Source organism: Desulfovibrio cuneatus DSM 11391 (genome assembly GCF_000430005.1).
Lineage (GTDB): Bacteria > Desulfobacterota > Desulfovibrionia > Desulfovibrionales > Desulfovibrionaceae > Frigididesulfovibrio > Frigididesulfovibrio cuneatus.
This window is the reverse complement of sequence record NZ_AUCY01000031.1, coordinates 1-22933: the sequence shown is the minus strand read 5'-3', so window position 1 is coordinate 22933 and position 22933 is coordinate 1. Positions and strand designations below refer to the sequence as shown.

The 22933-nt window shown below is 52.3% G+C and carries 20 protein-coding genes; 18 read left to right on the top strand and 2 right to left on the bottom strand.

The window, feature by feature from the left end; translation table 11 throughout:
* The first annotated feature begins 91 nt into the window (after positions 1 to 91).
* The 4 genes from xsc (at position 92) to G497_RS0108945 (ending at position 3897) form a co-directional block, all read left to right on the top strand.
* On the top strand, positions 92 to 1837 hold the full coding sequence (gene xsc / locus G497_RS0108960; protein ID WP_027187898.1) for a sulfoacetaldehyde acetyltransferase: 1746 nt from the start codon (positions 92 to 94) through the stop codon (positions 1835 to 1837).
* Between the two features lie 111 nt (positions 1838 to 1948).
* A complete protein-coding gene (locus G497_RS20145; RefSeq protein ID WP_156908025.1) occupies positions 1949 to 2092 on the top strand; it encodes an aldehyde ferredoxin oxidoreductase C-terminal domain-containing protein in 144 nt (47 codons plus the stop codon).
* Positions 2093 to 2142: 50 nt separating this feature from the next.
* A complete protein-coding gene (locus G497_RS0108950) occupies positions 2143 to 2463 on the top strand; it encodes a hypothetical protein (RefSeq protein WP_027187897.1) in 321 nt (106 codons plus the stop codon).
* Between the two features lie 42 nt (positions 2464 to 2505).
* Complete coding sequence (locus G497_RS0108945; protein ID WP_156908023.1) at positions 2506 to 3897, top strand: NCS2 family permease; 1392 nt, start codon at positions 2506 to 2508, stop codon at positions 3895 to 3897.
* Positions 3898 to 4044: 147 nt separating this feature from the next.
* Here the strand turns inward: G497_RS0108945 and G497_RS0108940 are convergent, their stop codons facing one another.
* A complete protein-coding gene (locus tag G497_RS0108940) occupies positions 4045 to 5091 on the bottom strand; it encodes a purine-nucleoside phosphorylase (RefSeq protein WP_027187895.1) in 1047 nt (348 codons plus the stop codon).
* 263 nt (positions 5092 to 5354) lie between these two features.
* Between G497_RS0108940 and G497_RS19195 the strand changes: the two genes are divergently transcribed.
* Entirely contained in the window at positions 5355 to 6632 is a 1278-nt protein-coding gene (locus G497_RS19195; protein WP_051257996.1) for a S1C family serine protease, read from the top strand.
* 105 nt (positions 6633 to 6737) lie between these two features.
* Here the strand turns inward: G497_RS19195 and G497_RS0108930 are convergent, their stop codons facing one another.
* The gene (locus G497_RS0108930; protein WP_051257995.1) at positions 6738 to 8282 is read right to left on the bottom strand and encodes a sigma-54-dependent Fis family transcriptional regulator; all 1545 of its coding nucleotides are present in this window, start codon (positions 8280 to 8282) and stop codon (positions 6738 to 6740) included.
* A gap of 267 nt (positions 8283 to 8549) precedes the next feature.
* Here G497_RS0108930 and G497_RS20690 point away from each other — a divergent pair, with 267 nt between their 5' ends.
* The 13 genes from G497_RS20690 to G497_RS19840 form a co-directional block, all read left to right on the top strand.
* Positions 8550 to 8996 (top strand): UxaA family hydrolase, encoded by a 447-nt coding sequence (locus G497_RS20690; protein ID WP_281171054.1) that lies wholly within the window; start codon positions 8550 to 8552, stop codon positions 8994 to 8996.
* Positions 8997 to 8998: 2 nt separating this feature from the next.
* Positions 8999 to 10159: a UxaA family hydrolase gene (locus G497_RS0108920; protein WP_027187892.1), complete on the top strand. Its 1161-nt coding sequence runs from the start codon at positions 8999 to 9001 to the stop codon at positions 10157 to 10159.
* Between the two features lie 349 nt (positions 10160 to 10508).
* Complete coding sequence (gene larAH5 / locus G497_RS0108915; protein WP_027187891.1) at positions 10509 to 11762, top strand: nickel-dependent malate racemase, LarAH5 family; 1254 nt, start codon at positions 10509 to 10511, stop codon at positions 11760 to 11762.
* 669 nt (positions 11763 to 12431) lie between these two features.
* Positions 12432 to 13292, top strand: coding sequence for an NAD(P)-dependent oxidoreductase (locus G497_RS0108905; protein ID WP_027187889.1), 861 nt, complete (start codon positions 12432 to 12434; stop codon positions 13290 to 13292).
* Positions 13293 to 13783: 491 nt separating this feature from the next.
* Complete coding sequence (locus G497_RS0108900) at positions 13784 to 15628, top strand: aldehyde ferredoxin oxidoreductase family protein (RefSeq protein WP_027187888.1); 1845 nt, start codon at positions 13784 to 13786, stop codon at positions 15626 to 15628.
* Positions 15629 to 15867: 239 nt separating this feature from the next.
* A complete protein-coding gene (locus G497_RS17495; protein ID WP_169726991.1) occupies positions 15868 to 16098 on the top strand; it encodes a MoaD/ThiS family protein in 231 nt (76 codons plus the stop codon).
* A 959-nt stretch (positions 16099 to 17057) separates the two neighbouring features.
* Positions 17058 to 18053 carry a TRAP transporter substrate-binding protein gene (locus tag G497_RS0108885; protein WP_027187885.1) on the top strand — a complete coding sequence of 332 codons (996 nt, stop codon included), beginning with the start codon at positions 17058 to 17060 and terminating at the stop codon, positions 18051 to 18053.
* A gap of 321 nt (positions 18054 to 18374) precedes the next feature.
* On the top strand, positions 18375 to 18884 hold the full coding sequence (locus G497_RS0108880; protein ID WP_027187884.1) for a TRAP transporter small permease: 510 nt from the start codon (positions 18375 to 18377) through the stop codon (positions 18882 to 18884).
* Positions 18881 to 20179: a TRAP transporter large permease gene (locus tag G497_RS0108875; RefSeq protein ID WP_027187883.1), complete on the top strand. Its 1299-nt coding sequence runs from the start codon at positions 18881 to 18883 to the stop codon at positions 20177 to 20179. Before G497_RS0108880 ends, G497_RS0108875 begins: the two co-directional genes overlap by 4 nt.
* A 241-nt stretch (positions 20180 to 20420) precedes the next feature.
* Positions 20421 to 21020, top strand: coding sequence for an HAD family hydrolase (locus tag G497_RS0108865; protein ID WP_027187882.1), 600 nt, complete (start codon positions 20421 to 20423; stop codon positions 21018 to 21020).
* The gene (locus G497_RS0108860; RefSeq protein WP_027187881.1) at positions 20993 to 21625 is read left to right on the top strand and encodes an NTP transferase domain-containing protein; all 633 of its coding nucleotides are present in this window, start codon (positions 20993 to 20995) and stop codon (positions 21623 to 21625) included. The genes G497_RS0108865 and G497_RS0108860 overlap by 28 nt, the downstream gene beginning before the upstream one ends.
* 122 nt (positions 21626 to 21747) lie before the next feature.
* Entirely contained in the window at positions 21748 to 22401 is a 654-nt protein-coding gene (locus G497_RS0108855; protein ID WP_027187880.1) for a carbonic anhydrase, read from the top strand.
* A 363-nt stretch (positions 22402 to 22764) separates the two neighbouring features.
* The coding region (locus G497_RS19840; RefSeq protein WP_211228756.1) for a transposase at positions 22765 to 22933 on the top strand (169 nt) is incomplete at its 3' end.

Below are 22933 nucleotides of genomic sequence, written 5' to 3'. Positions count from 1 at the left end.
TTGAAACCGAAGATACGTTTGTGTGCCAGATTTTTGTAGTGGACTGTTTTTTGTTTAGACACAACAACCGATGACTTTATGGAGAACAACAATGCCTAAGATGACCCCAAGTGAAGCCATGGCAGAAGTTTTGGTGCAGGAAGGTGTGACTCACATGAGCGGAATTCTCGGTTCTGCGTTCATGGATTTACTCGATCTTTTGCCTGCTGCCGGGATTGATTTTTTTTCCGTGCGTCATGAACAAACGGCTGGCCACATGGCAGATGCCTATAGCCGTCTTACAGGCCGTGCAGGTGTTGTAATTGGTCAGAACGGCCCTGGTGTTACCAATTTTGTCACCGCCGTTGCCACAGCCAACATGGCCCACACGCCCATGATTGTGCTTTCCCCAAGTGCTGGCACCGGCTCCATTGGCTGGGACGGCTTTCAGGAATGCGATTCCTGGAACATTTTCAAGCCCATTACCAAAGCTTCCTTGCGCGTGCCGCACCCCAACCGTGCTGCCGACATTCTGCGCACTGCATTCCGCATTGCCTACGCAGAGCGCGGCCCCGTACTTGTTGATATTCCCCGTGACTATTTTTACGGCGAACTGAATGAAGATATTTTGCACCCTTCCCAGTACCGCGTAGCCCCCGGTGGCATTGGCAATCCTGAACACTTTGCCGCTGCGGTGGAAGTGTTGAAGAGCGCTAAAAATCCTGTAATTATTTCTGGCCGTGGTGTGGTAGACACGGATTGTATTGGTACCATTAAAGCCTTGGCTGAACACCTTGGCGCACCTGTTGCTACCACCTACATGCACAATGACGCCTTTGAATACGACCACCCCCTGTGGACAGGCCCCATCGGTTACATGGGTTCCAAGGCTGCCATGCGTATTCTGCAAAAGGCCGACGTGATTCTTGCTGTGGGCACACGCCTTTCCTACTTTGGCACTTTGCCCCAGTATGATATCAACTACTTCCCGAAAACAGCCAAGATCGTGCAGATCGACATTAACCCCCGCCACATTGCCAAAACCCACCCCGTGGCTGTGGGCCTGTGTGCCGATGCAAAAGACGCTTCCGAAGAACTCTTCAAGCGCCTGCGTGAAGCTGTGCCAGCCAAAAAAGACCTGACCCCGGTGTACAACATGATCAAGGCTGAACTGGAAGACTGGTACAAAGAAATTGCAACTATTGCCAATGAGCCCACCCAGCCAGGACGCATGCACCCCCGCAAGGCTTTGGAAGTTGTGGGCAAGTTCGTTACCGCCACCAACGCCATTGCCACAACAGACATTGGCAACACCTCTTCCATGGCTAACGGCTACCTGCGTTTCAACAACCCCAAGCGCCACGTTGCCACCCTTACCTTTGGCAACACGGGCTTTGCCTACCAGGCCGCCTTAGGTGCGCAAATTGCCTGCCCGGAAGATACCGTGGTTTCCATTGCTGGCGACGGTGCCTGGGGCATGAGCCTGTTTGAAGTGCCCACAGCGTGCCAGTATAACCTGCCTGTAATAGCCACCGTGTACAATAACGGCGCATGGTGCGCAGAAAAGAAAAACCAGATGGACTTTTACAACAACCGCTTTATCGGTACGGAAATCTGGTCTAAGTCGTACGCCAAAATTGGCGAAGCCATGGGGGCAGATGGATACTGCGTGAACAACCAGAAAGACCTGGCAGAAGCCCTGGAAGCTGCAAAGAAAAACCGCCGACCAGCTGTTATTGAAATCATGACAGACGGCAGTAACCAGCACCTTGCACCTCCTTTCCGCCGCGACGCATTGGCCCTGCCAATTCGTCATTTGCCCAAGTATGAACACCTGGACAAGAAGAACTTCAAGTAAAACAACAGGTATTGTGTTTTACAATGCTGAATAATTTTGGAGTCAGGTAAAAATGTCCATGCTTTGCTGCGAAATCATGCTTCTAGCAGCAAAGCATGGCAATGCGCAGCAATGTGCGTAAGTCCCCTAATGGGGGCAAACCTTGGTATTGACAGCCTTGATGCCATTGCCCGCATTAACAATACCTGTAATGACCCTGGAATAGACACCATACCGCAGGAAATACGGTGCGGGCGGTCATTCCCCATCATCTGAAAGACGGGCCAATAGAAACCTCCAAGAACGCGCAGCTTGCAGCGACCGTCATGGACTCATTGGGCTTGTGCCTTATGCTGGGAGGTGCGGTGAAAGACCTTTCCCTCATTCTTGCCCTGGTGGAAGCGCGTTATGGGGTACGGTTTTCTGTGTCAGACAATGTCTGCTTTTTTGGTAAAGTACAGAAGGTGTATACACCCGCAAGAGCGGAGAATGTGAAGTCCCGCTGCTACTCGGAACAAATCAGCGTTTCCTTAGTTTTGCATTGGTCTTCCCCCTTGAAAGGTGGGCGCAAAGAAGCTATTGCTTTGCCTGCTGCTTTTGTGGGAGCAGTGTTTTTGAACAGTGCAAAACTTACCAACAGGCCATAGGCCGCCTGCATTGCGGCGCAGTGCAGTAAAGGGGATAACGTAATGAGTGGTTCCACCTTTGAAAGCAAAGTGGATCAATTTTTCGGCTACAGTGCGCGGGGTTCCAGCTTTGGCACGGAAGTGCGTGCCGGCCTGACCACCTTTGCCACCATGGCGTATATTTTGCCCGTGAACATGGCCATTCTTTCCCAGGCAGGGTTAGACGGCGGGGCCGTGTTCATGGCCACGGCCCTTTCTGCCGTGCTGGGCACGGTGCTTATGGCCCTGCTTGCCCGGCTTCCTTTTGCCCTGGCCCCTGGCATGGGGTTGAACGCCTTTTTTGCCTTCACCGTAGTGCTTGGCATGGGCAAAACCCCTGCCTTTGCTCTGGCGGCTGTGTTCACTGAAGGGGTGGTGTTTATTTTCCTCAGCCTTACCGGGGTGCGCACAGCCCTGTTCAACGCCATTCCCAAAGAAATCAAGCAGGCGGTTTCCGCGGGTATTGGCCTGTTTATCATGTTCATCGGGTTGCAGAACTGCGGGTTTATTGTGGCAGACAAAGCAACCCTGGTAGCCATTAACCCCCACCTGAACAGTGCCGCCGTGGCCCTTGCCATTATTGGCATTGGCCTGACTATTGTGCTGTATTTGCGCCGGGTGAAAGGGGCGCTGCTTTTGGGCATTTTGGGCACATGGGGCCTTGGTATGCTGGCCCAGGCCGCTGGCTGGTATGTGGTAAACCCGCAAGCCGGGCATTTTTCCCTGTTCCCCGGCGGGGTGTTCAGCGCACCGCCCAGCCTTGCCCCCACCTTTGGCCTGTTCCTGAACGGCTTTGCCGAAGCGTTTGCCAGCGGGGCCAACTTCGGGCAGTTCCTGCTTGTTATTATGACCTTTTTGTATGTGGACATTTTTGATACCTTGGGCACCCTTTCCGGTGTGGCTACCAAGGCCAACATGCTGGATAAAAACGGCAACCTGCCGGGCATTACCGGTGCCTTGAGTGCCGATGCCATTGCCACCGTTGCCGGGGCCATGCTGGGCACATCCACTGTCACCACGTTTGTGGAATCTTCCGCTGGTGTGGAAGAAGGCGGGCGCACAGGGCTTACAGCCATTGTGACTGCCGTGTGCTTTTTTCTGGCTATTTTCATGTTCCCCGTGGTGGGGGCCATTCCTGCCTTTGCCACCACCTGTGCCCTGTTCATGGTGGGCATTATGATGTTTGAACCCTTGAAAGATCTGGAATTTAACAACCCGGAATGCCTTATTCCTGCGGTGATTACCGTGGCCTTTATGGTTATGGGGTATTCCATCAGCGCAGGGCTTATGTGGGGTGTTCTGGCCTTTATTCTGGTGAAGGTGGCTGTGGGCAAACCCAAAGAAATTACGCCGCTTATTTGGAGCCTCGGGGTTATTTTTCTGCTGAAGTTGTTTGTGCTGGACACCATGGCATAGGGAAACGCTGAGTTATTCCGTTTCCAAAGGCCCTGTAATTAATGTTTCCATAGCCGCCGTTCACACTGAAAACACCCCGCGTACCAAACTGGTATGCGGGGTGTTTTGTATGCAGGGAACAAGCTGTGGAATTTGGCTTGCCGGAGGCTACTTGAGGGGAGGAACGCCCTTTTCCCAGGTGCTCCAATTGGCCACAATGTAGTCCACCAGGGTGGCGCCCACCTTGGCAATGTTTTGGGTTGTTTCGGCAAACCCCCCGGCTGTTTGGCCTGGGGCGGGGTCGAGGTGTTCCAGGGTGGTTTCATTGGGGTTGCCCTGGTCAAAGTTTACAGCACCGCGCAGGCTAATAGTTCTGTCCAGGCTTTTGTGCTTTTCCAGCACGTGGGCAATGGCGCTGCCTTCCATTTCTGTGGCAACGTAATCATCTGCCCCGTACAGTTTGGCAATGTACTGGGCTTCCTGGGAAAGGCCCGGCCCGTGGAAAAAGGTGTCGCCTGCCACATGGGTGCCAACGCCCACTGCCGGTGCCCTTCTGGCAGCTTCTTGCGGGTAGCGCTGGCGGTAAGCTTTGGCAGCGTCAGAATCGTTCAGGGCAACGCCCTTGGAGAGTTTCATGGCCCAGGCCACAAGTGCCTGGTTTATTTGGAACACGCGCACGTTTTCATACCCTTTGCGGGGCATAAACACAGGCGCGCCGGGTTTGCCTTCTTCCGGTGCCCAGCGGTGGCCCAGGTCGTAGTCCACCAGCCAGGAAGACCAGGTGACATCGGCAATGGTGCCGCGGGAAGGAGGCGTGCCAGCCACCCCGGAAATAAGGAAATATGTTTCGGAAAAGTCGAAGCGCGGGTCAAGCAAAATTGCTTGCATGGCTGTGGCAGAGCGCACTTTGCCCATGCCCAGCACTGCCCCGGCAACGCCTTCGGCATTCACGAACACAGGCTTTGGTGCACCTGCCACGGTGAAGGATTCACTCTTGTCCTTCCAGTACCGTTCATACCAGTTCTGAAATTCTCCGGCCCGGTCGCCTGTGTTTTCACCAATTTCAAACATGGCACCAATAAACACTTTCACTTTGATGGGGTCAGCCTTGGCATTGGCAAAGGCCATTGTGCCATGCAGCAAGCATAGGCTAGACATAAGCAGGGCAACTGCCACAGCGCGGCGCGCATGCAGGCTAACAACGGAAGGGAACATGGAATATCTCCTTGGGGGAAGGGTAACGAGCATAAACACTGACCGTTGATACCGCAAAGGCAGCAGGCTTGGCAATGGTCCAGCGTGCTGGGCAAAGGCTATTTGCAGGTACATGCGCTGCCCAGGCATTTATGGACTTTTATTTGTTTCTTTTTTCAGATAAGAACAATAATGTGCTGCTAAGACGTTCCAGCACAAAGGTTTCTTGTTGTATCGATTACCGTGTATGAACTTTTTCCACTATCTGGAAAGGAGAGCAAAGAATGCGAAAGGGTATTTGCGCTTTGTGGGTGGCGGTTTTGCTGGTGGTGCTGGCGGGCTGTGCCCCCAAAACAGCGGTGGAGCCTGCGGTAAAGGCGGCCCCCACTTTTGCTGGAAAAACTACAAGAACAGTGAGCTTGGGCAAGATTACGTCCAACATATCCGAAGGCACAGAGGTGGGTACCCGCAAGTACGGCACGCCCCCCATTTTACCTGCCGGGGAAATTATTTGGGAAGGGGGCATGTCTGAAGGCATGTACCGTGCCCTGCTCAAGGGGCTTGAAGCCCAGGGGCTGAAGGCTGTGGGTAACCCGGACAGCCTGTTTGGTGAGGACCAGGGAGAAGCTGAACTGTACCTTGGGGGCATTATCAGCCATGTTTCAGTCGATGTGTACCACGATACATTTATAAAGGATTTGAGCAAGGGCCAGGTGAATGTAGACCTGACCATGGACTGGCAGGTGTACGACGCCCTGGAGCGCCGTGTGGTGTATAAAAAAAGCACCCAGGGGGTAGCCAACATTCGGTTTACCAACCGGCAGATAGATCGGGGGCTGTATGCCGCCAGTGTGAATGCCATGCAAAAGCTGCTGGCAGACCCGCAGGTGCAGAGCCTATTGGTGGAGCAGGATGCCACCAGCGCAGGCGGGCAGGCCGGGGCACCGGGCACAACAGCCGGGAACAAGGCTGGGGCACAGCTTGAAGGGCAAACCTTTACCACAGCCGGGGCAGGGGATGCGGTGGGTATGGAAACGGCCCGCAAAAGCGTGGTGACAGTGCTGGTGGGCCTGGGGCATGGTTCCGGTTTTGTGGTGAACAAGGATGGCCTTGTTATTACCAACCAGCATGTGGTGGGCAGTGCCACCAAGGTAATGGTGCTTGCCCATGACGGCCAGAAGTACCCCGGCACAGTCCTTGCCCGCAACAGCAAGCGTGACGTGGCGGCGGTTCTGGTGCCGGGGCTGCCCCTTGCCCCGCTGAAAATACGCACCAGCCCTGTGGCGGTGGGGGAAGATATTTACGCCATTGGTTCCCCCAAGGATATTGCATTGGCTGGCACTGTGACCAAGGGCATTGTGAGCGGTATGCGGGAAATGCGTGGCGTGGGCTGGATTCAGGGGGATGCGGCCATTAACCCCGGCAACAGCGGCGGCCCCTTGCTGGACGGCAAAGGCCGGGTGGTGGGTATTTCCACGTTGGCCCGTAAAGAGTCGCAGGGTATTTATTTTTATGGCCCTATTGGTGATGTTATGAGTACGCTGGGAATACGGGGGCGGTAGTACTTGGGTAGAAGATGCAAAAAAGCCGGGAACAGTAAAGTGTTCCCGGCTTTTTTGTGTATGGCAAAGTTGCTTCCCTGTAGGGGGTGAAAATCTGACTCCCCCCTACCTAAATTGAATGCCAAGCTTTTGCATTCTGTGTTGCAGGGTGCTGCGGGGCATACCAAGAATGGATGCCGCCCCATCGGCCCCGGCAATAATGCCACGGGTATAATCCAGGGTTTGTTGAATATGGTCGCGTTCTACGTCGGCCAGGGGGCGCGGCCTGTAGTTTTCCAGAGTGCTGCTGCTAGCGCCGGGGCCGTGCAGGCTGCATTCTTCAATAGTGCGTTGCACGTCTGTGGGGGTCAGCTTTTTTTGGAGGCTGGCAAGAATGACCAGTTTGGTAATAACGTTGCGCAACTCCCGCACGTTGCCGGGCCAGCGGTGCTGCAACAGCGGGGCTGTAAGGGCTGTGGTCAGGTTAATTGCAGGCAGGCCAAGCTGGTTGGCGGCCTGGGCAGCAGTAAGGGCGGCCAGGGGGGCAAGGTCTTCCTTGCGTTCCCGCAGGGGGGGCAGTTCCACCGTGTAGCCGGAAAGGCGGTAATACAGGTCTGCCCGCAGTTTCCCTTCCTGCACGGCTTTTTGCACGTGTACGTTGGTGGCGGAAATAATGCGCACATTCACGGCCAGGGGAATGCTTTCCCCCACGCGCTCAAAGCTGGAATCTTCCAGCACCTGCAAGAGCTTGCTTTGCATTTCCGGGGTGAGTTCGGCTATTTCATCCAGAAACAGGGTGCCACCGTGGGCCAGTTCAAAGCGGCCCATGCGCTTGGTTTCTGCCCCGGTAAACGCCCCTTTGGCGTGCCCAAACAGTTCGCTTTCAAACAGCGTAGGGGCCAGGGATGGGCAGTTCACCTTCACAAAGTGGGCTTCCTTGCACTGGCTTCTGCGGTGAATTTCCTGGGCAATAAGGCTTTTCCCCGTGCCTGTTTCCCCCAGCAGCAGCACGGGCAGGTGCAGTTTGGCAATGGTGTTTATTTTGCGCATTATGGCCCGCATGGCAGGGCTGTGGCACACCACGGTGTCTTCAGTGGTGGGGAAAAACAGTGGCTGCAACGGGGCCTGCACAGTTTGGTAGTGCAGGTGTTCCAGGCTTAAAATAGCGCCCAGGCACGTGGCAATAACCGGGGAAAGTTCCACCAGGAACGAGGTGATATCGTATATATTGGCTGGTGGTTCTGCAAACGAGCAGTGCAGCGTGGCAATAATTTCATTGTCCAGCATCAGGGGGAAGGCCATGGTGGAAGCAAGGCCTGCTTCGGCAATGGGGTGTATGCTGGATTCGGGGAAATATTGGGCGAAGTCGGTAATAACCACAGGCTTGCGGGTTTCAATAACATGCCCTGCCACGGTGCTGGAAGCTTCCGCCGGGCGTACAGGGGAAAGCGTGCTGACAATGGTGCCTTCCGCTGCGGTGAAGTAGGTGAGCATTTCCCCTTTTTGGTCGTACAGGTTTATGCACAACCTGTCGAAGTGGAAATGCTTTTCCAGCAGGCGGGCAAGGGTGCTGAAAAAAAGTTTACGCCGGGTACGTTTGGTAAGCATTTCCATGAGCTTTCTGCCAAGCTCATCTGCCTGCCTGCCGAGTGAGTTCATTACGAGTGACATACTCTCCCCCCTGTATCGCAGCATAAAAATAGCTGCCGAGAATTTGTGAAATAAAGTCCATGTGGATGTGGAAGTTGACTATGCCCATATACGAGCAAAATGTCTATATGCGGGCAAAGTGAATGATAATTTTTTTTTGAACTTGTTTTATTGTGTTTATAACATTCTGTTTTAATTTGATTAATTAAATATATGCCATTGTTGGCACAGCTTTTGCTCCTCTCAGGCAACTCTGCGCGTCTACTTGCATGGCAAGTCAGGCGTGCAATGTTGGCACTTTCTGGCATTAGTATTGTTTTTTATTCTTTCCCTGCTTTTGCAACCGCGGGCAAATTGAGGGAAGGAAACAAAAAGTACAAGGTTTTGCCGCATATTGGCTGGGAAATTGTTCCCCCGTTGGTGACGGATAAAACAACCCGAGGAGTCGTTATGTCCATTGATTTTATTGTCCACGAAGCCGCCGATGGTGTCGGTGTTGTCGTGGTCGAAGGGCTGAAGGCAGGTACAGACTGCACAGGCTGGATTATGCAGGAAGACAAAACAATTTCTTTCAAAATCCTTAGCGATATTCCCATTGGGCACAAAGTTGCCATGAAGGATTTTGCAGTAGGCGATACTGTGTTCAAGTACAATACGGACATTGGTAAAGTTGTGGCTCCCATTAAGCGCGGCGAGCACCTGCATGTTCATAACGTGAAGACAAAGAGGTGGTAGTCATGCAGAAGACATTTTTTGGGTACCGTCGTGAAAATGGCCGAGTAGGCATTCGTAACCACGTTATTATTCTTCCGCTTGACGACCTTTCCAACTCTGCTTGTGAAGCTGTTGCCAACAACGTGAAGGGTACGCTTGCCCTGCCCCACGCATATGGTCGTTTGCAGTTTGGTGATGACCTTGATTTGCACTTCCGTACCCTTATTGGCACGGGCTGCAACCCTAACGTGGCTGCTGTTGTGGTTATTGGTATTGAGCCCCAGTGGACCCAGCGCGTGGTAGACGGCATTGCCAAAACTGGCAAGCCTGTGGCCGGTTTCGCCATTGAAAAGAATGGCGACCTGAACACCATTTGCGCCGCTTCCCGCACAGCGAAAGAATTTGTGCACCTGACCTCTGAATACCTGCGCGTGGAATGCCCCGTGAAAGACCTGTGGGTTTCCACCAAGTGTGGCGAATCTGACACAACTTCCGGTATTGCTTCCAACCCCACCGTGGGTAACGCTTTTGACAAACTGTGGGAAGCTGGTGCAACCACCCTGTTTGGCGAAACCACAGAAATTACTGGCGGCGAGCACATTGTGCTTTCCCGTTGCGCTAACGCAGAAGTGGCCAAGCGCTTCCAGTTCTTCTTTGACCGCTATGCTAAAGTGGTGGACGACCACAAAACCAGCGACCTTTCTGATTCCCAGCCCACCAAAGGCAACATCGAAGGCGGCCTGACCACCATCGAAGAAAAAGCTTTGGGCAACATTCAGAAAATTGGCCGCAAAGCTCCTGTTATTGGCTGCCTGGATAAAGCTGAAGTGCCCACTGGCCCCGGCTTGTGGTTCATGGATTCTTCTTCTGCTGCTGCTGAAATGGTAACCCTGTGCGCCGCTTCCGGCTATGTTGCCCACTTCTTCCCCACCGGGCAGGGCAACATCATTGGTAACCCCATTCTGCCTGTTATCAAGCTGTGTGCTAACCCCCGCACACTGCGCACCATGTCTGAGCACTTCGACGTAGACGTTTCCGGCATTGTTCGCAAGGAAATGAACTACGATCAAGCTGGCAACGCCCTGCTTGAAATGCTCATCCGCACCTGTAACGGTCGTTTGACTGCTGCAGAAGCGCTTGGTCACCGCGAGTTCATTATGACCCGCCTGTACGAAAGCGCATAAGCATAACGCTTACGGCACAGCGCCTTGCAAAGGGTGCTGTGCCGTTTTTTTTATTGAGCTTCATTGCTCTTCTGTTGTTTTATTGGTAATGGAAGCACTGATTAAATGGTATTTAGGAAATGCTCAGTTATTTCGTTTGGCAAGGCATGAGCTTTTTTTGAAACAGGAATGGACTCTTCCGTCCTCGACTGTTTCCTTAAAGCCGACGGCAGTCGCGAGCGTAGCGAGCCGTGGAGCAAGGGCGGAGGGAGCAGCTAGCTTTGCTGACTGTTCACCCCAATGAAGCCCGAGCGAAAAAGGGCACGCCGCAAAACGGAATACATCAGCATTTTCGTAATGGGAGGCTAGCATGGAACATACCCTTCGGTATGGCACACAAGAGCTTACTTTGGAACTGCCTGAAGGCGTTACAGTAGATGTGTTCGAGCCCAAAAGGGCCCCGTGCTTGGCAGACCCGGTAGCCGAATTGCAGGCTGGGCTGGACTCCCCCATTGGGTGCATGTCCCTTGAAGGGCGCAGTGCCCCCAAGTCTGTGGCCATTGCCCTGCCGGATGAAACACGTCCTTTCCCCACCAGATTGTTGCTCCCCCCCTTGCTTAAACGTCTGTTCCAGGCATTCCCGACCCTGCGTGGTGAAGATGTTGCCCTTGTTGTGGGCGGCGGGCTGCACCCCCCTGCTGATGAAGCGCAACTTGCCCGTATTCTTCCAGAAAATTTACATGGTTGCCGTGTGGTAAGCCACGACGCCAAGCATTCTCCCATGCGCTCCTTTGGGACTACCAGCCGGGGCACCCCGGTGGAAGTGAACAAGGTGTATGGTGACGCCGAACTGAAAATAGTAATGGGCATGGTTGATGCCCACCAGTTTGTGGGCTTTACCGGCGGCGCTAAAGGCGTTGTTATTGGTTGTGCCTCTGAACCCATGATTGAAGCCAACCACCGTATGATGCGTGAAGAAGCTGCCTGTGCCGGCAATATTGAAAACAACCCTGTTCGCCTGGATATGAATGAAAGCGGCGAATTGATTGGGGTGGATATTGCCATAAACGTGGTGCTTGACCCGCACAAAAAGCCAGTGGCTCTTATGGCTGGTGTGCCTGCCCTGGTTATGCGGGCTGCTGCCCAGCAAACCGGGTTCCTGTATGGTCTGGAATTTTCTGAGCCCTATGATATTGTTGTGGCTTCTTGCGGCGGCGCACCTAAAGACATTTGCCTGTACCAGGCCCAAAAAGGCCTGAATTCCGCCACTCAATGTGCTAAGCCCGGCGGGAAAATTATTCTTGTGGCGCAGTGCGCCCAAGGTATTGGCGACGAGGTGTATGAAGAGTATGTGAAGCAATACCCCTGCGCCTATTCCCTTAAAAAGGCATTTGAGGCAAGCCCGTTTAAAATGGGTGCTCACAAGGCCTACCTTTTTGCCAGGGCCACCACTAATTTTGAAGTGAAAATTCATAGCGACCTTTCCAAGGAAGCACTGGCCCAGTGCCACCTGGAAAAAGGCGACCTGCAAAGCACTGTGGATGGGTGGCTCGCAGCCCACAATGGCCCTGTGCGCATTGCCTTGCTGAAAAATGCCAACTCTTCCTTTTTCACCCAACAATAGTTCCTGAACCCTGGGTAGCCTGCCTTTCCAGGGTTTTTTATCATGCTGCGCTATGTCTATATTGATATATATAGCGTGTGGGTGTTTGTTCCACCTTGGATGCGTGTTGCACAGCAATATACCAGCAAGGGCAGAAGATGAAGCCCAATGTGGGCACCCGCCTGCAAATGGGGAAAAATTTCCGGGTTGTGTTTATAGTTTACTGTTATTATTGGCTATGTGTGTTTGCGGGAGGCACTTTTTTTTGCGTATTGCCCGAGCAAGTTTCTGTAGTCTTGCCCAGTAAACGCTCTATTTGTGTAAAAAAGCACAATTATGCCATTGGTTCTGAAGTGACTTTGAAAGCCTTTTGCCCATATATGGACATTCTACCCTTATATGGGCTTTTTTGGGCAGCAGATATTTTTCGCATCGCGTATACAGTGTTTTGAATCCATTATGGTTGTAGCATATTGTTACTGACCATTCTATGGTATGATTTTTGCTTTTAATAAACCTAGTAGAACCGCATATATGTCTTGTTTTGTACTGGTTTTGGTACTTCTGGTTGCGATTATTTTGCCCACGATAAAAGTACCCAGATTGCCAGCCATGGCAATAATAACTGCTGGTGTTTTCTGGTTTTCGATGGAATAGGCGTCAACAACCTTCAAAAATTCGGAGTTCGTGATGCAGATAGGATTCATTGGTGTAGGTCTTATGGGTGGCCCCCTGGCCCGTAACCTTATTCGTGCAGGTAAATCCGTTCAGGTATTTGATTTGAGCAAGGAAGCTGTAGAGCGTACCCTTGCCGTTGGCACCACAGGCACTGCGGCTGCCAGCGTAGACGCACTTGCCGGCTGTGACGTAATCTTCACAAGCCTGCCCCTGCCCCAGCACGTAACTGGCACTATGATGGGCGACAACGGCCTTTATGCCAAAATGAAGTCTGGCAGTGTTCACATTGAACTTTCCACCATTGACCCGCAAACTGCTGATTCTTTGGCACAAGCTGGTGCCAAAAAAGGCGTAGCCTACATTCAGTGCACCCTTGGCAAAACACCTGCCCACGCTGAAAAGGCCGAAGAGCCCATGTTCATTGGGGGCGACGCAGCCGCTATTGCCAAGCTTGGCGATATGTTCAAAATTATCGGCCAGCCCTACAATGTAGGTTCTGTTGCCGCTTCTTGCGCTGTAAAGCTTATTTCCAACATGGTGGGCATGACCAACCTGGCCGTGCTTGCTGAAGGTATTCGCGTTGGTGAAAAAGCTGGCCTGGACAATAAGTTGCTGCTTGAGCTGCTTACTGATACCGGTGCCCGCAGCTTCCAGATGGACGTTCGCGGCTCCTGGATTGCCAATGAAGATTTTGCCCCTCGTTTCGGCCTTGACCTGGCCCTGAAAGACGTACGCCTTGGCATGGAAATGGCCCGCGCATGGGGCTTGAACCTGCCTGCCATGGAAGCGACCCTTGAAAATTACAAGAAGGCTTCTGCTGCTGGTTTTGGCAAGGAAGACTGCAACGCCATTTACAAAGTTATTGGCAAGTAACGGCCAATGTGTGGCAGGCAGAAGCGGCTGGCGTGTTGCTTCTGCCTGCCTTTGCGTGTGTTGGTTGGAAGATGCATTGCCCGGAAGTTACCGGGTGATGTAGGTTGAGAGTATTGCACATTGAATTTATTGACTTTTATTGGGGGGCGCTGTCCCCCAGTCCCTGCCAGGGGAATGATTGACTCGGCCCGTCCTGGGCCTCGGCCTTCAGCTCCCGCCCTGCGGGTGGTTCCCAATTGTGCTTCCTGCACAATTGTCCCCTTGCCCCCCATTTGCGTTTTCCAAGGGCATCATGCCCTTGGCGGAGGGGTTTGGGGAGGCAGCGCCTCACCAAGTAAAATGCAACAATTTCAATTGTGCAATGGCCTCAGGTTGTACATTCACATGCGGGCACATGGGCGGATGCATTTATGGCAAAGGGGTGTGGCCAGTGGCCTTCCCTGGGTTGCCCAGGGTTCCCCATGCAGCAAATTTTGAGAAAGGAGCTGGTTATGGCATTTGGATATAACGGTAAAATTCTTGTAGTCGATTTGAGCTCCGGCACCTGGAGTGTCGATGAACATGACGATACCTGGTACCGCACTTATTGGGGCGGCGGGGCACTTGCTTCCTGGTACATGCACAAGTTTATTCCCAAAAAAGCTGATCCGCTGGGTAAAGAAAACGTACTTGTGTTTGCCACCTCTGTTTTGTGCGGGGCACCCCTTGCCGGCTTTTCCCGCTACACCGTTGCAGCCCTGAACCCCCTGACAGGTGGCTTTGGTGAAGCAGAAGCAGGTGGTTACCTTGGACCTGAACTGAAGCATGCCGGCTTTGATGCCGTTGTCTTCAAGGGCAAGTCTGCAAAGCCTGTGTACCTGTACATTAATAAAGGCGAAGTTGCCCTGCGTGATGCCGGGCACTTGTGGGGCATGGAAAACGGCCCCTTGCATGATGCGCTGAAGCAGGAACTGGATGAAAAAGGCATTCGCGTTGCCAGCATTGGACCAGCAGGGGAACGCCTGGTACGTTATGCCTGCATTATGAACGAACTGGTGCATGCCAACGGTCGTTGTGGTATGGGCGCTGTTATGGGTTCCAAAAACCTGAAAGCCCTGGTGTGCCGCGGCGACGAAAAAAGCATTACTTATGCAGACCCGGAAGCCCTGAAAGAAATAGGCACTTGGCACCGCAAGGAACTGAGCACCCATATGCCCAACGTGAACCTTGGGAAGAACGGTACGCCCATGCACGTTATGGCACAGCAAAACAGTGGCATTCTGCCCACCCGCAACTGGCAGGAAGGCGTGTTTGAAGGGGCGGAAGCCCTTGGCCTGCCTGGCTACGAAAAAATTCTTGAAGGCCGCCACACTTGCTACAAGTGTACGGTTGCTTGCAAGCGCGTAGTGAAGAATACTGAAAAACGCTATGGTGGGCCGGAATATGAAACCATTGCTGCCTTCGGTTCCCTGTGTGGCGTGGCGGACCTTGACGCTGTGTGCAAAGCCCATGAGCGCAGCAACGCCCTGGGTCTTGACACCATCAGTGCTGGTGCTGCCATTGCGTTTGCTATGGAACTGGCAGAAAAAGGCATTATCGACAAGAAAGAGCTTGCCGGGTTTGGTGACGCTGCGGGCATGGTTGCCATGGTGGAGAAAATTGCCAAGCGCGAAGGCCTTGGCGCTATTCTTGCCGAAGGCGTACACCGCGCAGCTAAAACCATTGGCAAAGGTGCAGAAGAGTTTGATAGCACAGTGAAGGGCCAGGAAGCAGCCTTCCACGACCCACGCGGCAAGTCTGGCGTGGGCATGGGCTTTGCCCTTTCCCCCACAGGTGCAGACCACATTGAAGCCCCCCATGAAGTAGCCTTCCAGGGTGCCGCTGTAAACCTCATCAAGCCCCTGGGTATTTTGGAATCACCAAAACCCCTTGATTGTGGCGATGAAAAAGTGCGTTACTTTGTGGAAGGGGAAAAAACCTGGGCCATGAACAACACCTTGGGTATTTGCAACTTTGTTGTACGCCCCATTTTTGCCATGACTTATGAAAAGCTGTGTCAAACAGTGCAGGCTATTACCGGTTGGGAAACCAGCCTGTATGAACTGCTTCTTGGTGCTGAACGTTCCATCGTGCTTGCCCGTATGTTTAACGTGCGTGAAGGCATGGGCCGCAAAGACGACCGCCTGTTCAAGCGCCTGCATCAAGCACTGCCCGAAGGCCCTGCCAAGGGTAACTTCATTGATGAAATAGCATTCCGCGAATCCCTTGACCTGTACTATGAAATGATGGGTTGGGATGAAGAAGGCGTGCCCCGCAAGGGCAAGCTGAAAGCCATTGGCCTTGGCTGGCTTGCTTAGGGAAGTACTGATTAAATCGCATTTTGGAAATGCGCAGTTTACTTATTGCGCCCTGTGGGGCAACTAGAGCAGAATTACTTTGGGAATAACTACGTTCAAAGTGAAAAGGCTCTCATTCAATGGCATTGGGGAAACGCTCGGTTTTTCGTTTGGCAAAGCTTTTGACCAAACGAAAAACTGAGCGTTTTTTCAAAAAATGTATATGGTTTTCTGAAACCGGGGTCCGCACGGTTGCTGCTATGAAAATGGAATCTATTTCTGTGCAAGGTATTGGCCCATTGGCTCACAAAATTCCTGAATCTGTCATGCAGGTGGAAGCTGGCCTGACAGTGGGGGGCTTGCTGGAGCAATTGGGAATATCCCAAAAAGAGGTGATGCTTGTTTTTGTGGATAGTGCATTGGCCACTTGGCAAACCATGCTGCGGGATGGGAGCCGGGTGTGCCTGAGCCCTTACATGTGCGGTGGTTAAGCCGTGGTATATTCAGTGGGAACAGCCCATAGTAATGCTGCTCACCCATGAATTATGGCACATTGCCCTGATTTTACTAGCAAAATTTCGTGGATAGCGTCTAGTTTTTCTTAAAAAGTATTTTTTCTCTCCCATTTTTGCGTGCCCCTGCCAAGTGTAAAAAGAGACCCGAAGAGTAGGTGCCCATATATAGGACGTTTGCCCATATATAGGCACATGCCCTGAGGGAAATAGCCAAGCGCATTCTGTAATTGCCTGTGGCGCTAGTATTTTTCGTCTGATGATTTGTGGCTTGAAATTTGCATGTCTATGCCAGTTACCTGTTTCCCTTCCCTGTTTCCTTGGCAAGGTAGGTACTGCATGGTTTTTTCTCATAGCCGCAACATATTTCGAGCCCCCCCAGGGGGGTATGTCTTGCAACGGTCTGAACTTGTGTTTACGTTGCAGGGCAGTGTAATTTTATGCTGGTGCATTGTTTGTGTAAGCACCGCAGTCTCCCACGCCCTCCCCACGTTCCTCTCTGCTTCCCTTTCCTTGCTTCTTCTTGGTTTCTTCTCTTCTCTTCTCTTTCCTTTCTCAATGTTTGCAGGCTCGCCTGTTCTGCATGGCACGCACATGGCGTACATGTTGTTTTTCAGAACGCGCGTGTTTGTTTTTATAGAATGCGCCTTGCGCGTTGCCCCATGTAGGCTTTCCCCGGTGCTTCCTGCTGCTAAGTAGCAACCCCCGGCAAAGTATAGGGCTACTGCAATAACTGCCCGTGTTTATTGGAACTGATTGACGTTGTTCGAATTCTCCATTGAAAAAACCAGAATTCGAATGAGGAGTCTGCGCGTACAGACAACCAAAACCGAAGGTTTTGAAGGAGCAAGGCGGCTTTGCCGCCGTGAGTGGCTCTCCAGGTGAAAACGTATTTTTTAACTGGAACTGGTACAAGTTACTTTACAACGGAGGTTTTTATGAAGCGTGTTGCAAGTTTGTGTCTTGGTCTTCTCCTGGCGTTTCCTTCTTTTGCCCAGGCCATAGAGTATAAACCCATGGTTATTCGTGCTGCCACAGCTAACCCAGAAGGAAGCTTGCACGTTGTTGGGTTGAACAAATTTAAAGAGATTATTGAGAAGGATTCCAACGGAAAAATCACAGTGCAAACGTTTTACGGTGGCTCCATGGGCGACGAGCAGGCCAACGTAAAGCAGCTTCGTAACTCAGAAATTCACGTGGCTGTATTGGCAGATGGAAACTTAACTCCCTTTGCCTCCAGCGCTGGTATTTTTATTTTGCCCTACTTGTTCCCCAAGCTTGAAGATGCTCAAACGTTGTTTCAGAACAAGCCCTTTGTTGACAAAGTGGGTGACGAAATTGCCAAGCAAAGCCGCACCCGGCCTCTTGCCTGGTTCATTGGTGGCTACCGCAACATTACCAACTCCAAAAAGCCCATTGAAACCATGGCAGACCTGAAAGGCCTGAAAATTCGTGTGCCTGCCGTTGCCATGCAGCTTGATGCTTTCCGTTCCTGGGGCGTGGAACCGCACCCCCTGGCTTGGTCTGAAACATTTAACGGCTTGCAGCAGGGCGTGGTAGACGGGCAGGAAAACCCCCACTCCGTGAACCGCGACCAAAAGTTCTGGGAAGTACAAAAGTACATTACTCCTGTGAACTACATGCTGTGGGTTGGCCCCCTGCTTGCTTCTGATGCATGGCTGCGTAAGCTTGACCCGGAAACCAAGGCCCTGGTGGAAAAGGCTGCCCATGAAGCCATGTTGTATGAATGGCAGTGGGCTGCCGAGCAAGATACCGTTGCCCTGAAAGATTGCGCAGACCACAAAATGGTTGTTGTGCCCCTGAAAGATGAAGAAAACTGGATGAAAGCAGCCCGTGCCATTTGGCCCAAGTACTATGATTCCGTTGGTGGCAAAGCCCTGGTGGATGAAGCTGTTGTAATTATGTCCAAGTAAAGACCTACGTGCGCCCGTAACTGGCTGGTATTGGGTGGGTTCCCCCGCCGGGTACTGCCAGTAGCCAATGCCTTTGGCCTGCATACTGCCAAACAATGGCGCGCGCACGCCTGCTGCTTTCGTTCCTGTGCCGTATTTCCTGCGCCAGGCTTTTGCCAGGTGCAGGAAGTGCAGCGGGAACCGTGTTCTGGACTGCCCCAGCATGCACCTGCCGGTTTGGCCCTGCTTGTGTGCAATGGGTCTATTTCCTGTTATTTCAGGGCAACGCAACTCAAGCCGAGGGCGGCGTACGCACCGTTCCATGGCCACCGGAGGAGCATTATGGCCTTTCTGAAGATCCTCTACAATAATTTTGAAGAATATTTATGCTCCCTGTTTGTGGGCGTGATGATTCTTTGCCTTATGATACAGGTAATTTTGCGCATAACCATTGGTTCCAGCCTGGCCTGGACGGAAGAACTTTCCCGCTACAGCTTTTTGTGGGCTGTGTATGTGGGGGCAGCCCTTGCTGTTAAGCGTGGCGGGCAGGTGCGTATTACGGCCCAGTTCACCCCCATGTCTGTACAAGTGCGGCTATTTTTTCGCTTCGTAGCAGATATCATATGGATATGCTTTAATATTTTTATTGCCTTGCAAAGCTGGGAAGTCATCAAAGAAGGGCTGTATTACCCTGAAATGTCTCCTACCCTTGGGGTGGTGAAGGCGTGGGTTGAAATGATTATTCCTGTTTCTTTCGTGCTTATGTCCTGGCGCATTATAGAGCAATACTACACTCATTGGCGCAAGGGAACGCTGTCTAGCATGGTCCGCTATGAGGAGGAAATTGCATGAGCCCACTTACCATTGCCTTAATTTCCATGGTGGTCATGTTTTTGCTGGGCATGCCCATTTTTATGTCGCTTTGTATTGCCAGCGCCTTAACCCTGATGCTGGGCGATATTTTACCCCTGTCCATTATTCACAACTCGCTCTTTGACGGGCTGAATATTTTCCCCCTGTTGGCCATTCCCTGCTTTGTTGTGGCAGGAACCCTTATGGAATATGGCAACATTACCAACCAGATTATTGACGTGGTAAAAATGCTTGTGGGCCGTACCTATGGCGGCCTTGGCATTACCACCATTCTGGCCTGTACGTTTTTTGCCGCCATTTCCGGTTCCGGCCCAGGCACAGTGGCCGCTGTGGGCACCATTCTTATTCCTGCCATGCTGCGCAACGGGTATTCGCGTGACTATGCCGCGGCCGCAGCTTCTTCCGGTGGCACCATAGGCATTCTCATTCCCCCCAGTAACCCCATGATTATTTACGCCATTTTGGGGAACTTTTCGGTAACAGCCATGTTCACCGCTGGTTTTATTCCCGGCTTTATTGTGGCTTTTGGCATGGTGCTTACCGCCTACATTGTTGCCCGCAGAAAAGGGTTTAAAGGGGACGATTCGCAACCTCCATTCACCATGAAGGCCTTTTTGCAGGCCATTCGCCGTTGCTTTTTTGCCCTTATGACCCCCATCATTATTCTTGGTTCCATTTATTCCGGCTATGCCACCCCTGTGGAAGCTTCCGTGGTGGCCATTGGCTGGGCGCTGCTGGTGGGCGGGCTTATTAACCGCAGCCTGCGCTGGGAGCATATTTACAAAGCCCTTATTGAAGGGGCTATGGTATGTGGCGGCGTGCTGCTTATTGTGGGTGCTTCCACCCTGTTCGGGAAAATTCTGACCTTTGAAGAAGCTCCCCAGCGCCTTGCCCACCTTGTGCTGGGCATTTCAGACAACCCGCAGATTGTTCTGCTCATGATTATTGCCGTTTTGTATGTTCTTGGCATGTTCATGGAAACCCTTTCCACCCTCATTATTTTGGCACCAGTGCTGCTGCCCATGATTTTGAAGCTGGGCATTGACCCCATTCACTTTGGTATTATCCTTGTGGTAACCAACGAAGTGGCCTTGCTCACACCGCCATTGGGGGTTAACCTGTTTGTGTCTTCGCGCATTGCCAACCTTTCGGTGGAGCGGGTGTCTGTTTCCATTTTACCGTACCTGCTCACCCTTACGTTGTGTATTCTCCTGTTTACCTTCTTCCCGGCCATAAGCACATGGCTGCCGTATACCCTTGGGTACGGCAAATAGAGTACACTTGCTGTAACGAGCCTTCTCCCCCAAGGGAGTAAGAACTGTGTGCTGCCACGGCTAGCGCAAATACCAGATGACTGTATGGGGTTGCCCGTGCAGTCATCTGTTTGTTATGCAGGTGGGTACCTATGGTGCAATGGGGTAAAAAAGACTATGCTGTGCGCGGTGCATGTTGCCGGAGCTATGTGCACCGCAAATACACATGCCAACGCCCAGCCATTGCCAAGGAACAGGCCGCATGCCCAAATTTATTTTTGATTTAGACGGCACCATTACTGCTGTGGAAACCCTGCCCCTTATAGCCCGGCATTTTGGGGTGGAAGCTGAAATTGAAGCCCTCACCCAGGAAACCATACGCGGGAATATTCCCTTTATGGAAAGTTTCATCCGGCGCGTGCATATTCTTGGCAAACTCCCGGTGGCGGAAGTCAGCGCCTTGCTGGCAACCGTGCCCACATACCCTCTTGTAACCCAATTTATTCAAAGCCACCGGGAACACTGCGTTATTGCCACGGGCAATCTGTTTTGCTGGGTGGAAGCGTTGGTACACCGTTTGGGCTGCCCCTGCTTTTATTCCCAAGCTGCCCTGGAGCATGGGGTGGTTGGGCAGCTTACCCACATTGTGCGCAAAGAAGAGGTGGTGCAAGCCTTTCAGGCCCAGGGTGAACAGGTGGTGTTTATTGGCGACGGCAACAACGATGCTGAAGCCATGCGCCTTGCCCATGTTTCCATTGCCTCCGGCTTAACCCACTGGCCCTCCCCCAGTGTGCTTGCCGTGGCAGACTATCTTGTCTTTTCAGAGGAAGCCTTATGCCGCCAACTCACTCAGTTGTGTTAACCTGCGCGGGCATTGGTTCCCGCCTTGGTCTGGGCCAGACCAAAGCCCTGCTTTCCATTGGCGGGCGGTCCCTTATTGCCTGGCAGCTTGATCTGTTTACCCAGGTGGAAGACTTGCGCATTGTGGTGGGCTACCAGGCGGCAGATGTGGTGAAAGAAGTGCTGCGGTACCGCAAGGACGCAATTTTTGTTTACAACCACAATTACTTTGCCACAAAAACCGGGGCCAGCCTGTTTCTTGGGGCGCGCCATGCCCATGCTTATGTTGTGCAGTGGGACGGCGACCTTCTTGTTCACCCGGAGGACGCCCGAACATTGCTTGCCATGCCGGGTGAATACCTTGCCTACAGTGTGCCTGCCTCCGAAGACCCGGTGTTTGTTCATACCGGGGCAGATGGCAGTGTGCAGTCATTTGGCACAGGGCAGGGTACCCTTGAATGGACTGGGCCAGCCTGCATAAAAAAAGAGCGCATACACGAAACAACCGGGCATGTGTACACCATGTTACAAGCCCACTTGCCCCTGCCAGGAGTGTGTGTGCGTGCCCAGGATATTGACACCTATGCCGATTACCAGCGTGCGGTGGCGTTTGTGCACAGTTGGTAGCCCACGTTCCATTTTAAAGGTGATTTTGTATTGCGCTGCAATGGTTTATGTGAACAAATTCTTTTTCATTGCTAAATAATGCTATTCTGGGCAGAATGTGGACTCACTTTTGTGGAGAACATATGAAAAGCGTGAAAGCATTGTTGGAAGGGAACGAACTGTTCCAGAAGAGTTATTTCAAAAAGCATGAAGAGCAGTTGCTAGACCTTGTAACGCATGGGCAGCATCCTAAGGCGCTGTTCATTGGCTGTGCGGATTCCCGCGTTATTCCTACCCTTATAACCAACGCCCCCCCCGGCCAGCTTTTTGTGCTGCGCAACGTGGGCAATTTCGTGGCTCCATACAAGCCGGATGCAGACTACCATGCCACGGCTTCCGGCATTGAATATGCTGTGCTTGAACTGAACGTTTCTGATGTTATTATTTGCGGGCACACCCATTGTGGTGCCATTGCCGCGCTGTATAAGGACTTGAACAACGAGCTGTTTATTCACAGTAAAAAGTGGCTCACCCTGGGTCGCAAAGCCAAGGAACTGGCGGTGCTTTCTTTGGGGAAAGAAGCGGAAATGGAAAAGTTGCTGGCCCTTACGGAAAAACTGTCCATTCTTTCGCAAATTGAAAATCTTATGACCTATCCTTATGTGAAGGAACGGGTGGACAATGGCACCCTGCACATTCACGGGTGGATGTATGATATTGAAAGCGGCGAAATAGAGTATTACGACCCGGATGAGCACCAGTTCTATTCCTTGAAGGATAACAATATCTTCTCATAGGAAATTGACTTGTTCCGGTAAAAAAGCCCTTATGCAGCAAAAACTGCATAAGGGCTTTTGGTATTTGTTGGTTGTGGGTAATCCTCTCTATTCATACACCTTGGCAACGCCATGGGGTACGCCGCGCCAATAACGCGGGGGCATGGCTACCTTGCCCCCCAGGGCTGCCGCTGCATGCCAGGGCCAGCGGGGGTTCCAGAGCATAGCCCGGCCCAAGGCCACGGCGTCTGCCTTGCCTGTGGCAATAATAAAAAATCGGTAAACCCCAGGCTCTGCCTGGGGACTCCCAAAGTTTGACTTTTCCAGAAATAGAAGAGACCTCCGTTGTTGAACCGCTCAAAGTTCATCAACAGGAGGCCCCAAATGGATGGAGCCTTGAGTTTAAGTCACTCCAAATGGGTTTGCAAGTACCATGTGGTTTGGATTCCAAAGTACCGCAAGAAAAAGCTTTTTGAAGGTTTGAGAAAGCAGCTTGGTGATGTCTTCCACGCTCTTGCCCAACAGAAGGAATGCAGGATTTTGGAAGGGCATT